The 13,788-nt window shown below is 64.6% G+C and carries 11 protein-coding genes, 1 tRNA gene and 1 pseudogene; 5 read left to right on the top strand and 8 right to left on the bottom strand.

Annotated elements, in window-relative coordinates; translation table 11 throughout:
- Positions 1-1,594, top strand: a 1,594-nt coding sequence (locus VMR39_RS06430; protein WP_325415157.1) for a helicase-related protein, incomplete at its 5' end; no start/stop codon positions are given.
- A 145-nt stretch (positions 1,595-1,739) separates the two neighbouring features.
- Here the strand turns inward: VMR39_RS06430 and VMR39_RS06425 are convergent.
- Positions 1,740-2,461, bottom strand: a pseudogene (locus VMR39_RS06425) (IS5 family transposase).
- A 122-nt stretch (positions 2,462-2,583) separates the two neighbouring features.
- On the opposite strand from VMR39_RS06425, the gene VMR39_RS06420 reads away from it, so the two are divergent.
- On the top strand, positions 2,584-3,024 hold the full coding sequence (locus VMR39_RS06420; protein WP_414712465.1) for an acetyltransferase: 441 nt from the start codon (positions 2,584-2,586) through the stop codon (positions 3,022-3,024).
- 250 nt (positions 3,025-3,274) lie between these two features.
- Here the strand turns inward: VMR39_RS06420 and VMR39_RS06415 are convergent, their stop codons facing one another.
- The 6 genes from VMR39_RS06415 to VMR39_RS06390 all read right to left on the bottom strand — a co-directional run bounded on the left by VMR39_RS06415 (position 3,275) and on the right by VMR39_RS06390 (position 9,171).
- On the bottom strand, positions 3,275-4,657 hold the full coding sequence (locus VMR39_RS06415) for an ATP-binding protein (RefSeq protein ID WP_325415155.1): 1,383 nt from the start codon (positions 4,655-4,657) through the stop codon (positions 3,275-3,277).
- The gene (locus tag VMR39_RS06410; protein ID WP_325415154.1) at positions 4,654-5,373 is read right to left on the bottom strand and encodes a response regulator transcription factor; all 720 of its coding nucleotides are present in this window, start codon (positions 5,371-5,373) and stop codon (positions 4,654-4,656) included. The genes VMR39_RS06415 and VMR39_RS06410 overlap by 4 nt, the downstream gene beginning before the upstream one ends.
- Before the next feature lie 144 nt (positions 5,374-5,517).
- The gene (locus VMR39_RS06405; RefSeq protein WP_325415153.1) at positions 5,518-6,180 is read right to left on the bottom strand and encodes an EF-hand domain-containing protein; all 663 of its coding nucleotides are present in this window, start codon (positions 6,178-6,180) and stop codon (positions 5,518-5,520) included.
- A 223-nt stretch (positions 6,181-6,403) separates the two neighbouring features.
- Positions 6,404-7,624, bottom strand: a complete 1,221-nt coding sequence (locus VMR39_RS06400) for an argininosuccinate synthase (protein ID WP_325415152.1) — start codon at positions 7,622-7,624, stop codon at positions 6,404-6,406.
- A 138-nt stretch (positions 7,625-7,762) separates the two neighbouring features.
- Positions 7,763-8,806 carry a hypothetical protein gene (locus VMR39_RS06395; RefSeq protein WP_325415151.1) on the bottom strand — a complete coding sequence of 348 codons (1,044 nt, stop codon included), beginning with the start codon at positions 8,804-8,806 and terminating at the stop codon, positions 7,763-7,765.
- A gap of 158 nt (positions 8,807-8,964) precedes the next feature.
- Positions 8,965-9,171: a DUF4169 family protein gene (locus VMR39_RS06390; protein ID WP_325415150.1), complete on the bottom strand. Its 207-nt coding sequence runs from the start codon at positions 9,169-9,171 to the stop codon at positions 8,965-8,967.
- A 90-nt stretch (positions 9,172-9,261) separates the two neighbouring features.
- On the opposite strand from VMR39_RS06390, the gene VMR39_RS06385 reads away from it, so the two are divergent.
- A complete protein-coding gene (locus VMR39_RS06385; protein ID WP_325415149.1) occupies positions 9,262-10,257 on the top strand; it encodes a LacI family DNA-binding transcriptional regulator in 996 nt (331 codons plus the stop codon).
- A gap of 8 nt (positions 10,258-10,265) precedes the next feature.
- Here the strand turns inward: VMR39_RS06385 and VMR39_RS06380 are convergent.
- Positions 10,266-10,339 (bottom strand) — tRNA-Gly (locus VMR39_RS06380).
- Positions 10,340-10,425: 86 nt separating this feature from the next.
- Between VMR39_RS06380 and VMR39_RS06375 the strand changes: the two genes are divergently transcribed.
- Both VMR39_RS06375 and VMR39_RS06370 read left to right on the top strand, forming a co-directional pair.
- The gene (locus tag VMR39_RS06375) at positions 10,426-11,421 is read left to right on the top strand and encodes a LysR family transcriptional regulator (protein ID WP_325415148.1); all 996 of its coding nucleotides are present in this window, start codon (positions 10,426-10,428) and stop codon (positions 11,419-11,421) included.
- Between the two features lie 190 nt (positions 11,422-11,611).
- Complete coding sequence (locus tag VMR39_RS06370) at positions 11,612-13,768, top strand: TonB-dependent receptor (RefSeq protein ID WP_325415147.1); 2,157 nt, start codon at positions 11,612-11,614, stop codon at positions 13,766-13,768.
- Positions 13,769-13,788: the final 20 nt, after the last annotated feature.

The raw sequence follows: 13,788 nt of genomic DNA, 5'->3' as shown, positions 1-13,788 counted from the left end.
GGACCAGCGCGAGATCATCCGCAAGCTGGTCGCGCTCCAGTACAAGCGCAACGACGCGGGCTTTGCGCGCGGCAATTTCCGCGTGAAGGGCGACAATCTGGAAATTTTCCCGTCCCACTATGAGGACACCGCCTGGCGCGTCAGCTTCTTCGGCAACGAGATCGAGGATATCGTCGAGTTCGACCCGCTGACCGGCAAGAAGATCGCGAGCCTCGACTATGTGAAGGTCTTCCCCAACAGCCACCATGTCACGCCCGGCCCGACGCTCAAGCAGGCGATGGAGGCGATCCGCTTCGAACTGGCCGAGCGGCTGAAGGAGCTGGTCGAGGAAGGCAAGCTGCTGGAGGCGCAGCGGCTGGAGCAGCGCACCAATTTCGACCTGGAGATGATCGCGGCCACCGGCAGTTGCGCGGGGATCGAGAATTACAGCCGCTTCCTGACCGGCCGCCTGCCCGGCGAACCACCGCCGACCCTGTTCGAATATCTGCCCGAAAATGCCGTGCTGTTCGTGGATGAAAGCCACCAGACCGTGCCGCAGATCGGTGCGATGGCGCGTGGCGACCATCGGCGCAAGATCACGCTCGCCGAATATGGCTTCCGCCTGCCCAGTTGCATCGACAATCGCCCGCTGCGCTTCAACGAATGGGATGCGATGCGGCCGCAGACGGTCAGCGTCTCCGCAACGCCCGGCCCATGGGAAATGGAGCAGACCGGCGGCGTATTCAGCGAGCAGGTGATCCGTCCCACCGGCCTGATCGATCCGCCGGTCGAGATCAAGCCGGTCGAGGATCAGGTCGACGACCTCATCAACGAATGTCGCAAGGTCGCGGCGAACGGATACCGCACACTCGTTACGACGCTGACCAAGCGGATGGCGGAAGACCTGACCGAATTCATGCATGAGGCCGGGATCAAGGTCCGCTACATGCACAGCGATGTCGAGACGCTGGAGCGCATCGAGCTGATCCGCGACCTGCGGCTCGGCGTCTATGACGTGCTGATCGGCATCAACCTGCTGCGCGAGGGGCTGGATATTCCCGAATGTGGGCTGGTCGCGATTTTGGACGCGGACAAGGAAGGTTTCCTGCGTTCCGAGACGTCGCTGATCCAGACGATCGGTCGCGCGGCGCGCAATGTAGAGGGCCGCGTGATCCTCTATGCCGACCGGGTCACAGGGTCGATGGAGCGCGCGCTCAACGAGACGTCGCGTCGCCGCGAGAAGCAGGAAGCCTACAACCTCGAACATGGCATCACGCCGACCACGATCAAGCGCAACATCGGCGACATCATCGCCCATGTGGCGAGCAAGGATCAGGTCACGGTCGACACGGGACTGGAGGATCGGCCACATCTGGTGGGCCACAATCTGCGCGCCTATATCGAGGATCTGGAAAAGAAGATGCGCGCCGCTGCCGCCGATCTGGAGTTCGAGGAGGCCGGCCGCATCCGCGACGAGATACGCAAGCTGGAGGCCGAGGAACTGGGCCTGCCTGCCGAGCAGCAGGTCGCAGCGCCACGCGGGCGCGCGACAGAGGGAAAGCCGGGCACGCGGAAACTGCGCTATGGGAAGGTGCAGAAGAAGTTCGGGCGCTAATGTGGTGGATTGGAAATACGGCGCATTATCACGGCCAGGGGCGGAGCGTATTTCAAATCCATAAACTACATTGGAATCCTATATTTGCTAGTGACCCTGATGAAACTGAAGTTCGTCTCGCGCTTGCCGAACAGTGTGCCGAACTTCAGATTCGGGTCACTAAGGCGGTAAACTGGTAAGCACGCAGCCACGGTCGCATAGAGGCAAGCTGGACCATGGCGAGGAAGTTGGCGGCGAGCTTGTCGTGACGGAGGCAACCCGTGGAAGTGCTTCAATTTGGAGAAGAACCGCTCGATCAGGTTGCGCGCGGGATATAAGCGCTCGCTGTAGCAGGACTTCCACTTCCGATTGGATTTCGGTGGCATGTTCGGCGTCCCCCCCCTGTTAGTGGATCAGTTCCCTGATGCGGTCGGAATCATTGGTCTTGTCAGCCAGCACGATCACGCGCGGGCCGAAACGATTGAGCAGCATATCGGCAGCCTGACCATCATGCGTTTGGCCCGCTGTCAGGCCGAGCCGGATCGGGAGTTCCTGCGCATCAACGAGCGCGTGAATCTTGGCTGTAAGCCCAACTTGGGAGCGGCCGAGGCAATGATCTCGATCCCCCTTTTTGCCGTAGCGGTCTGTTGGCGGGCGCAAACGGAGGTGCTGTCGATCATCTGGATGTCGCCGTCGTTTGCGGCGGTGATGGCATCCATCAGCCGGTACCGAAGGCCCGCCTTCCGTCATCGCACGAAGCGGTTGTAGCGGGTCGTGCGCGGGCCATAGCTTTAGGTAGGTCGCGCCATGGCGCACCGGAATCAACACCCCGGATATGCCGTTCAGTACGCGTCGATCGTCGACGCGGCGTAGCAGTGGATCGATCATGCGCCACACGAAGTCGGTCAGGTCTTATCGGCTCATGCCGACCCTGAATCAGAATTGGCGGCGAAATGTAAGTCTATTCAGCAACTCGCTTTACTCACTTGATCAAAGCATTGTAGCCGGAGATCATGGTTATGATCCGACCTTCCCGGCCCGACGAGGGCGCCCGCATCATCGAAATTTGGCGAGGCGCAGTTGACGCTACTCATCACTTTCTAACGGCTGAGGATCGCCTTGCCATTGATGAAATGGTGTGCGGTTTCCTTCCGCACGCTCCACTCTGGTTAGCAGTTGACGAAAATGACTACCCGCTGGCCTTCATGCTGATCGATGACGGGCACATGGAGGCGCTATTCGTTGATCCCGCCCGGCGCGGAACCGGTATTGGTGCTGCCCTTGTGCGGCATGGCCTCACGCGTCATCCCAAAATGACAACCGATGTCAACGAACAGAATGATCAAGCTGTTCGCTTCTATGAACGAATGGGATTTAGGCGGGCGGGCCGTTCGCCGATTGACGGACAAGGCAGGCCGTATCCACTCATCCACCTGGAATATTTGAACTGATTGGGCGACCTCCGGATATCGAACTCGGCAGCTTCATCGCGCTGAAATCAATGGGTCAACGGCCTGATATTTGCGGACATTCTGTATGATTTACAGAAGGGCTGCCCACCCTCCCCCTGTAGTGGGAGGTCGATGACCACGAGCCGGGCGGAGGATTTACCGCAATGGGGAGGGCGAGCCGCCACCATTTCCTGGTCCCCCTACCCCCTTGCGGAGCCGGGTCGGGAAATCAACGCAGGCCTCGCGTCCGTCAGGTCGGGAGTACCAGGCTCGCTTCCAGCCCGCCTTCGGGCCGGTTGGAAAGGTGCAGTTCGCCCTGATGCTCCGCCATGATCGCGCGGACCAGGGCGAGGCCGAGTCCCGCCCCGCCCGTCTCGCGGTTGCGCGATCCTTCGAGGCGGGTGAAGGGCTCCAGCATTTCCTCCATCCGGTCCTCGGCGATGCCGGGGCCGTCATCGGCGACGGCGATGCGGATCATACCCGCCTCGTGAACGACCGATACATGGGCACGGTCGCCATAGACGATGGCATTCTCGATCAGGTTGCGCAGCGCGCGACGGATCTGCTGCGGCCGCACGAAGGCGACAGCACGGTCGCTGTCGGCGAGATCGACGGGCGATCCCAGTTCGATGAAATCCTCGACTACCGCATCGGCGAGCGCGGAAAGATCGACCTTCTGCACGTTTTCCGTGCTGCGTCCGGCGCGGGCGAGGGAGAGGATATCCTCCAGCATCCGGTTCATCTCGTCGATCGTCTCGGACATGCGGGCGCGCTCGCCATCATCCTCGACCGATTCGGTGCGGACGCGCAGCGAGGCGAGCGGCGTGCGCAGGTCGTGGCCGATCGCGCCCAGCATTCTGTCCTTTTCATCCAGCATCGCGATGATGCGCGCGCGCATGGCATTGAAGGCCATGGTGAGGTCGCGCACATCGCCGGGGCCGCGCTCATCGACCGGATCGGCAGCGCCCGTCTTCGCAAACTGCTGGGCGGAGGCGGTGAGTTGCTTCATCGGGCGGGCCATGCGGCGGCCGACCCAGAGCAAAGGCAGGAGGACGATGACATAGAGGATCAGCGTCTGGCCGATCAGCCAGCCGCCAAAGCGCGGCGGACGGCTGCCGATGCGGGCTTCGGTCACGACCCATTTGCCCGGTTCATATTCGACCGCGAGACGCAGGCGGCCGACGCGGCGGTCGCGCGGCACTTCGCCCGTGGCGCGGCTGCGAATCTGCTCCCAGCGGCGCAGCGGCATGATCCGGCTATCCTCGGCCGCAGCGACCGAATGGACGGTAAGGCCGATATCGTCGAACATCGCCTCCGCGCGCGCCTGCACGTCGGGGCGCGGCTTGCCGTCAAGGACGGGCCGGGTCGTGGAAAAGTCGACATTGCGCCGCTCGTTCCGCTCGCGATCGTCGTTGCCCTGCCGGCCGGCGCGATCCGGCCGACGCTCCCCGCGCGCATCGAGCGCGTTGATCACGCGATAGACGGCCGGCGCGGTCTGGCTGGTGAGGTCAACCCGGTTGCGTTCCCGCAGCAGCAGGCCGAAATTGATCGCCTGCGCCACGAACAGCCCGATCGCGACCAGCAGGATGATCTGGCCGACCAGGCTTTGCGGCCAGAGACGCAGCCGCCTCACAGCTTCCGCACTTCGGCCGACAGGGTGTAGCCGCCGCCCCAGACGGTCTTGATCAGCGTCGGATTCTTGGGGTCCGGCTCGATCTTCTTGCGCAGGCGGCTGATCTGGTTGTCGATCGCCCGGTCGAAGGCATTGGCTTCGCGTCCCTGCGTGATATCGAGCAGCTGGTCGCGGCTCAGCACCTGATTGGGACGCGTGGCGAAAGCCAGCATCAGATTATATTCGGCAGTGGACAGCGGCAGCGACACGCCTTCGTTGTCAACCAGCGTGCGTTCCTGCGCCTTGAGCAGCCATCCGGCAAAGGCATAGGTCGCACCGTCTGGCGCGGTGACGCGCTGGCCGCCGGTGGCGACGCGGCGGAAGATCACCTTGATGCGGGCGACCAGTTCGCGCGGGGAAAAGGGCTTCAACACATAATCGTCCGCGCCCATTTCAAGGCCGACGATACGATCCGTCTCCTCCGACTTGGCGGTCAGCAGGATGACGGGAATCTCGCTCGTCTCACGGATATGGCGACAGAGCGACAGGCCATCCTCGCCCGGCATCATGATGTCGAGGATGACGAGGTCGATCGCGCTCGCGCTCATGCGCAGCCGCGCGTCGGCGGCATTTTCCACAGCGGTGACACGAAAGCCGTTGCGCGAGAGATATTGCGCCAGCGGTTCGCGGATCGAACGCTCGTCATCGACGAGCAGGAGATGGGGTCGGTCGCTCATCTTGCCTGTCTGTCATGGCTTTCAGAAGGTTGGAAGGGCGAAGGCGTGAGAGGGGGGCAAAGCCTTCGCCCTTCCCGGTCGGGCGGCGGGGGGGCGCGGGATCAGGGGGAGAGGAACCCCGCGCCAAGCCGCCGCCCATGTTGTTCAGTTGGCCGGCGGGGGCGGCGGCGCGCCATCCGGGCCGGGGCCGCGCTTGCCCATCGGGCCGCGCATCTGGGGACGGGCCGCCTTCATCTCGTCGGCGGTGACGAAGCCGTCCTTGTTGGCATCCGCCTTGTCGAACATGGCGAGCGGGCCAGCCATGAACTCGGCCTTTGTGACGGTGCCGTCCTTGTTGGCGTCGCCAAAGCCCGGACCGCCCCGCATCATGCCACCACGCGGACCGCGATGATGGCCGCGCGCGCCCCAGCCGCGCCCTTCGGGCTTGCCGGCTTCGGCACGGCGTTCGTCGCGCTTTTCGGCACGGGCCTGATGGCCGGCAACATATTCGGCCTTGCTGATCTGGCCGTTCTTGTCGGTATCGAGCGCGGCGAAGCGTTCGTCCATATGCTGCTGGCGCTTGAGGTCGCGATCCTTCTGCGTCAGCTGGCCGTCCCGATCGACGTCCATCTTCGCGAAGCGGGCTTCGAGCGCGGCGGTCAATTCCGCCTTGCTGATCTTGCCGTCCTTGTTGGTGTCGGCGCGTTGCATCATGCCGCCGCGCGGGCCACCTTCGGCGCCGGGCTGGGCATAGACGACATGGGTCGCCGCGAGGCCGCCGACGAACAGCGATCCGACCGCGACGGTGGTGAAAAATCTGCGGAGCATGTCCAACTTCCTTCCAGTGTCTTGCTGAACGGCAGTCCGCCGTCCTTGAAGACACTTATGGAAGGAATTTGTCCCGCAACTTTGTCACGCCGCCCGTTTGTTTGTCGCAAACTGTAACGGGGTCTTTGGTAGAGAACCGCACCGGCCCGCTCCCCACCCGACCTCCTTCAGTGTATCCTGGTTGGGAGGTCGGGTGGGAGAGCGGGCCGGTGCCGCACTTGAATCAAATTCCGTCGCGACGACCCAAGAGGCGCAGACGCAGGGCGTTGAGCTTGATGAAGCCCGCCGCGTCGCGCTGGTCATAGGCGCCGGCATCGTCCTCGAAGGTCACGACCTTTTCGCTGTAGAGCGAGTAAGGCGACTTGCGGCCGACGACATGGACGCCGCCCTTGTAGAGCTTCAGGCGGACGGTGCCCGTCACCTTTTCCTGGCTGTAGTCGATCGCGGCCTGAAGCATTTCGCGCTCCGGCGAGAACCAGAAGCCGTTATAGATCAGCTCGGCATATTTGGGGGCCAGCTCATCCTTCAGATGCGCCGCACCACGGTCGAGCGTCAGCTGCTCGATGCCGCGATGGGCGAGGTGATAGATGGTGCCGCCCGGCGTTTCATACATGCCGCGCGACTTCATGCCGACGAAGCGGTTCTCGACCAGATCGAGACGGCCGATGCCATGCTTGCGGCCATAGTCGTTGAGCGTTTCCAGCAGGGTCGCGGGCGACATGCCCACGCCATTGATCGCCACGCCATCGCCGCGTTCGAAATCGATGGTGATATATTCGGGCGCGTCGGGCGCGTCTTCCGGGTTCACCGTGCGCGAATAGACATAATCCGGGGTTTCTTCCCACGGATCTTCCAGAACCTTACCTTCCGACGAGGTGTGCAGCATGTTCGCGTCGGTCGAGAAGGGGCTTTCGCCACGCTTGTCGCGCGGGATCGGAATCTGGTGCTTTTCAGCGAATTCGATCAGCTTGGTGCGGCTGGCCAGATCCCATTCGCGCCAGGGCGCGATCACCTTGATGTCGGGGGCGAGGCCGTAATAGCCCAGTTCGAAGCGGACCTGATCATTGCCCTTGCCGGTCGCGCCGTGCGACACGGCGTCGGCGCCGACTTGTCTGGCGATCTCGATCTGACGCTTGGCGATCAGGGGACGGGCGATCGAGGTGCCGAGCAGGTAGAGGCCTTCATAGAGCGCGTTGGAGCGCATCATCGGGAAGACATAATCCTTCACGAACTCCTCGCGCAGGTCGTCGATGAAGATATGCTCTTCCTTGACGCCCATCAGGCGGGCCTTGGCGCGGGCGGGTTCCAGTTCTTCGCCCTGCCCCAGATCGGCGGTGAAGGTCACCACTTCGCACTGATAGGTCTGCTGGAGCCATTTCAGGATCACGCTGGTGTCGAGACCACCGGAAAAGGCGAGGACGATACGGTTGATCTTGTCGGACATGGCTGGCGACTCTTTTCGTGCAGAAGGACGCGGAATTGATGCGCGCGCCCGGTATCAGGCAAGCCGCCAAAGCGCAACCGGACATGAAGAAAGCCGGGCGTCGAGACACCCGGCTTTCCTGTTACCCCGATGAACGGATCAGCGGGCGCGCGGCTTCATGAAGCCCTGGCGCTGGCGATCCGAGCCGAAGCGATAGACGGTCTGGCTGCGATCCATGGCCGGTGCAGTTGCCGCCGGTTCGGCATCGATGGTCTGCGGCGCGGCATGAGGCGTCAGCGCCGCTTCCTGCTGCGCCAGCAGGAACTTGGCGCGGCGCAGACGCTTCGCGCGGGTGGCGAAGGGATTGTCGGCACTCGGCGGCGCGGCGACCATCGCCTCGAGCGTCGCGTCTTCCGTTGTCGTCGCCGCCATCGGTCCTGTGGCGACCGAGGCATATTCGGGGCGCACGACCGGCTCTGCGACCGGGCGGGCCGCGGCCGCTGCCGGCGTCATCGCGGCAGCGGGAACGATCGACGGCTCGATCGACGGGGCCGCGACATACTCCTCCTCGGTCCGGCGACGACGCATCAGCGCCGCACCACCCAAGCCCAACAGCAGCAGCGCGCCCCCACCCATGGCCCAGAACAAAGCATTATCCGTGCGTGCCGTTTCAGCCGGTGTTTCAGCAACCACTGGGGCCGGCTCCGGAGCGCTCGCTTCTACCGCAGCGGGCGTTTCTACGGGAGCAGCCTGCGACGATGCAGGTGCCGGCGCGGCAGCGGGGGCAGCAACAACCGGCGTCGGCGCAGGCGCCCGTTCCGCTACACGCTCAGCGCGCGGAGTCGATACCGGCGCTGCCTGTGGGCGCGGCTCAGCGGTACGAGCGGCAGGCTGCGACGCAGCCTTCTCGGCCTCGACGGCCGCAGTGGCCGCCGCGATGCGGTCCTCAACCGGCGGGGTCGCCTGCACGACCGGCTCGCTCGGCTTGAAGACCGGCGCCGGCGTGGCGGCGGCCGACGCTTCCGGCGTCGGTGCGACAGCCGCGGGGGCGGGCGCCTGCATCGGCTGCGCCGTTTCCGGAACGGTGGTCGGCGGGGCCGGCGGCGTCATTACGGTCTGCGCCAGCAGCGGGGTTGCACTCAAAGCCAGAACAGCGGCGATCGCGGCCCTGGCGGGGCGGATATTGCGAATATTTCCAGTCATAGCTCAGGAGAAACCAACGACCGGACGATTAATCTCACGCCACTCGACAGAATCGGGATGAATCGAGTGCAGCTCGCGTTATTCCGATCAATATTAATATCCGTTCATTTGAACATGAACGCCGTATTTACAAGAATAGATACTAACAATCATCGTCGTTACTGGCCGCCATCGACATCATTTCTGTCGTCTCGATCCAGACGCACCCCTTCCAGCAAGATCGCCCGCCGCTTTTCCTCCTCGGCATCGGCCGCGCGTTGCGCCTTGGTGCGGCCGAACTTTGCGCGATTGGCGTCGGCCTCCCGCGCCTTGTCCGTGCGCGCTTTTGCTTTCCTCGCCTGACGCAGATTGATGACATTACCCATGGCGATAGCATAAGGCCGGGGGCCGCATCTTGCCAAGAGGTCCGGAATCCGGGCATGACAACCTTTTCCCAGCGTTCCGAGCCAGCACCCATGACGAGCATCCACAACGTCGCCGCCCTCGCCAAGGTTTCGATCAAGACAGTGTCGCGCGTCGTCAACAAGGCGCCCAATGTCAGCCCGGAACTGCGCGAGCGGGTGCAGGCGGCGATCGACGAACTGGGCTATCGTCCCAACCAGTCCGCGCGGCGGCTGGCGGGCGGGCGATCCTTCATGATCGCCTTCCTCTACAACAATCCCGCCCCCGGCTATGTCAGCCGCATCCAGATCGGCGCGGCCTGGCGCTGCCGGGAACTGGGCTATCATCTAGTGGTCGAGCCGATCTCGCCAGGCGCGGAGGAGCGGTTCGAGGTGCTGGAGCGGCTGGTCGCGGCGTTGCGCCCTGACGGCGTGCTGCTGGTGCCGCCGCTGTCGGACGATGAAGGGCTGCTCGCCCGGCTGGCGGAGATGAACCTGCCCTGCGCCCGGATCGCCGGGTCGGTCGATGCGCCCAGCTTTACCATCCGCACGCCCGAACAGGCGGCGGGCCGAATGATGGCCGACCATCTGATCGGCCTTGGCCATCGCCACATCGGCGTCATCACCCCGCCCGACACCCACCATGCAGCGCTACGCCGCGTCGAGGGATTTCGCGAGGGGCTGGCCGCAGCCGGGATCGTGGCGGACGAAGCGCTGTTCGTGCCGGGCCAATTCGACTTCGCATCGGGCATCGAGGCGGGCGAAAAGCTGCTCGCCCTGCCCCGGCCGCCGAGCGCGGTCTTTGCCACCAATGACGAAATGGCGCTGGGCGTGCTGACGCTGGCGCACCGCGTCGGGCTGCGCGTGCCGGAGGATCTGTCGGTAACGGGCTTTGACGACACGACCGCCAGCCTCACATCCTGGCCGCCGCTGACCACCGTGCGCCAGCCGCTGGAGGATATGGGCCGCACCGTGATCGAGGCGCTGGCCAGCGGCCCGCTCGACGCGCCGGAATTCCAGTTCACCCTGATCGAACGGGGCAGTTCGGGACCGCCGGCGAAGGAGGGGTGAGGAGAGGCTGGAGCGGGTAGCGGGGATCGAACCCGCATCACAAGCTTGGAAGGCTAGTGCTCTACCATTGAGCTATACCCGCCCGGCAGGAGAGCGCCCTGCCATCATCGCGGGGGTCTCGTCAAGATCACCCTTACCCAAGTTGCCGATTTCCTCTATCAGGCTGTCATGGATCGGCCCTCCCTGCGCCAACTTGACCTTTTCGCGCAGATGGTTGCGGCCGGCAGCCTCGCCCGATGCTCCAGCATGCTCGGCGTTCCGGCCGACACGATCGCGCGCGACATGGCGTCGCTCGAAATGCGGCTGGGCTATCGGCTGTTCGAGGATCTGGCAGGGGCGGCGCGGCTGACCCCGGCGGGACGCAAGACGGCGCAGGCCATGACCCTGCTGGTCGATGACAACCCGCAATTGCCGGACGAAACGCAAGAAGCAGCCGTTGCCGCTCCGACGCCGGTAGCGATGGCCTCCGCTCCTCCGGCACCGATCGAGGCTGCGGCCCCGATCATCCTGACCGCGCCGCTGATCCCGCAGCGGCCCGCCGAACCGTTGCGCCAGTCCATCATGCTCGCCGCGCCCGCACCGGTCTTTGGCCATTTGCAGGAGAAGCTGGCGACCTTCGAGGCGGCGAACGAGGATATCGCGATCACGCTCGACCTGCATGTCCAGTCCGCCGAGGATGCGGCGATGGCGCTGCGGCGGGGCCATGCGGACATCGCCTATTTCTACGCCATGGGCGCGCCCGAGGCCTTTCCATCGCGCTATGGCTGGTCCGAACAGCTCAACCTCTATGCCGGCGCGGCGCATCCGCTGGCGCGGGCGGACAGCGTGTCGCGCGAGGATCTGGCGATCAGCCCGATGATCGCGATGGACTGGCGCAGCGCCACCCGCGCGATCATCGAGGAAGCGCTGGAGCGCGGCCGTGCCCGGCTGGGGCCAGTGGTGATGGAAAGCGACGACATGTTCGCTGTGATGGCGGCGCTGCGCGAGGGCACGGGGCTGTTCCCGGCCTTCGGTGCGCTGGCCCGCGATCTGGGGCGGATGGACGGGATCGGCCGGGTACGGCTCGACATGCCCCTGCCCCCGATCGAGATAAGGCAGGCAACCAGCCCGCGCGCCGCCGAGACGCCGGCGGTCGAGGCCCTGGCGGAATTTCTGTTTCTCTGATCTGCGGCTGCGCGTCTCGACAGGTTTGAAGTAAGCGACGCAGACTTGATCCGGTAGCGGATCCGCAGCGCCCAACCGTCAGACATGATGCGTCGCAACAAATATGCGACAAAGCGGTATTGATATATTGTAACATACTGGATACAGGGTCTCATCCTCTCCCGCCTTATGCCAAGGATGATAGTCCCTGATGTCCCGTTTCTCGTCGCTCCGGGCCGGTTGCGCCTTTTCCGCTCTCTGCCTCGCGCCCGCCGCCCTGGCCCAGGCGCCCGCCGATTCCGCTGCCCCCGATCAGGCCTATCATGACGACGCCAAGTCCGACATCGTCGTCACCGCGCTGATCCCGCGCCGTCAGGGTGACATATTGTCGGGCACCTCGGTCCTTGCCGGCGACAAGCTGACCCGCGACCTGCGCCCCAGCATCGGCGAGACGCTGGCACGCCAGCCGGGCGTGTCCGCCACATCCTTCGGTCCCAATGCCTCGCGCCCGATCCTGCGCGGCTTCCAGGGCGAGCGCGTGCGCATCCTGACCGACGGTATCGGCAGCTTCGACGTGTCCAACACCTCGGTCGACCATGCCGTCGCGATCAATCCGCTGACCGCCGACCGGATCGAGGTGCTGCGTGGCCCTGCCGCGCTGCTCTACGGATCGTCGGCGATCGGCGGCGTGGTCAATGTGATCGACAGCCGCATCCCGCGCCGCGTCCCTGACGAGGCGATCCATGTCGAGGGCATCGCAACCTATGGCAGCGCCGCGAACGAACGCACCGTGAGCGGCGAGGTCGAGGCACCGCTGACCGAGAATTTCGTCGTCCATTTCGACGGCAGCTGGACCAAGACCGACGATCTGCGCACCGGCGGCTATATCCTGTCGAAGCCGATGCGCGCGCTGGCCGCCCAGTCGGACGACCCCGAAATCCGTGAGGACGGCGAGTGGAAGGGCAAGCTGCCCAACACCGCCGCCGAAACCTGGGAAGTGGCGGGCGGCTTCGCCTATGTCGGCGATGGTGGCAATCTGGGCGTATCGGTGTCGCACAGCGAGAATCGCTATGGCGTGCCGTCGCGCATCGACGTCACCGAGGAGCATGACCACGACCATGATCATGACGACGAGCCGGGCCACACCCATGAGGATGTGACGCTGTCGATGAAGCAGACCCGCGCCGACCTGCGCGGCGAAGTGTCGACGGGTGGTGGTTTCCTTGACAGCATCCGGCTGCGCGCGGGCTTTGCCGATTATCAGCATCAGGAAATCGAACCCACGGGCGAGGTCGGCACGACCTTCAAGAACCAGTCGATGGAAAGCAGGCTGGAATTCGTCCAGGCGAAGCAGGGCGGCTGGGACGGCGCATTCGGCGCGCAATTCTTCACCCGCCGGTTCGAGGCGATTGGCGAAGAAAAATTCCTGCCGAAGAACGAGACCAACCAGCTGGGCGTCTTCACGCTCCAGTCGCTGGACCTGGGCAGCACCCGGATCGAGGCGGGCGGCCGGTTCGAACATACCGATCTCACCTCCAATGCCGATGCCGACCTGTTCGTCGGAGGCTATCAGCGCAGCTTCAACGCCCTGTCCGGCTCGATCGGCGTCAGCCAGGAAATCGTGCCGGGCTGGCGCGCGGGCATCAACGCCTCGCGCAGCGAACGCGCGCCGTCGGCCGAGGAACTGTTCGCGCGCGGCAATCATGCCGGCACCCAGGCATTCGAGCTGGGCGATCCGACATTCGGCAAGGAAAAGAGCTGGGGCGTCGAAGGCACGCTGCGCGGCAAGGGCGAAGGCTATAGCGTGAGCCTGGCTGCCTATCACAACTGGTTCAGCGGCTATATCTATGACTCGATCGTCGACGATAGCGTGTGCCAGACTGCCAATGGAGGGGCGGAACTGGAATTCCCCTGCTACGCCTATAGCCAGGCCGATGCCCGCTATTATGGCTTCGAGGCCGAGGGTTCGGTAAAGCTGGCGCAGCTGGGCGGCTATGCGATCAACCTGGACGGCGTCGCCGACTATGTCCGCGCCACCATCAAGGGCAGCGGTCCTGCGCCGCGCATTCCTCCGCTGCGCCTGCTGGGCGGGATCGAGGCGCAGGGCGACCGGATCAGCGCCCGCGCCGAGGTCGAACATGTGTTCGAGCAAAACCGCATCGCGGAGACCGAGACGCCGACAGACGGCTTCACGCTGGTCAATGCGTCGCTGTCCTTCAAGCCCTTCGCCGGCAACGATCGCACCACGCTGATGCTGTCGGCGAACAATATCTTCGACGTGGAGGCCCGCCGCCACGCCAGCGTCCTCAAGGATTTCGCGCCGCTCGCCGGCCGCGACATCCGCGTGACGGCGCGCTTCTCGCTGTAAGGGCACCGCACCAGCCCGCG

Origin of the sequence: Sphingobium sp., assembly GCF_035511395.1 — a bacterium.
Taxonomy (GTDB): Bacteria; Pseudomonadota; Alphaproteobacteria; order Sphingomonadales; family Sphingomonadaceae; genus Sphingobium.
This window is presented reverse-complemented; position numbering and strand designations above follow the sequence as displayed.

Bases quoted from the DNA above. Each gene is read 5' to 3' on its own strand.
- VMR39_RS06410 (WP_325415154.1), bottom strand. From the start codon at position 5,373: ATGAGCGACCGACCCCATCTCCTGCTCGTCGATGACGAGCGTTCGATC.
- VMR39_RS06405 (WP_325415153.1), bottom strand. From the start codon at position 6,180: ATGCTCCGCAGATTTTTCACCACCGTCGCGGTCGGATCGCTGTTCGTC.
- VMR39_RS06400 (WP_325415152.1), bottom strand. From the start codon at position 7,624: ATGTCCGACAAGATCAACCGTATCGTCCTCGCCTTTTCCGGTGGTCTC.
- VMR39_RS06395 (WP_325415151.1), bottom strand. From the start codon at position 8,806: ATGACTGGAAATATTCGCAATATCCGCCCCGCCAGGGCCGCGATCGCC.
- VMR39_RS06390 (WP_325415150.1), bottom strand. From the start codon at position 9,171: ATGGGTAATGTCATCAATCTGCGTCAGGCGAGGAAAGCAAAAGCGCGC.
- VMR39_RS06385 (WP_325415149.1), top strand. From the start codon at position 9,262: ATGACGAGCATCCACAACGTCGCCGCCCTCGCCAAGGTTTCGATCAAG.
- VMR39_RS06375 (WP_325415148.1), top strand. From the start codon at position 10,426: ATGGATCGGCCCTCCCTGCGCCAACTTGACCTTTTCGCGCAGATGGTT.
- VMR39_RS06370 (WP_325415147.1), top strand. From the start codon at position 11,612: ATGTCCCGTTTCTCGTCGCTCCGGGCCGGTTGCGCCTTTTCCGCTCTC.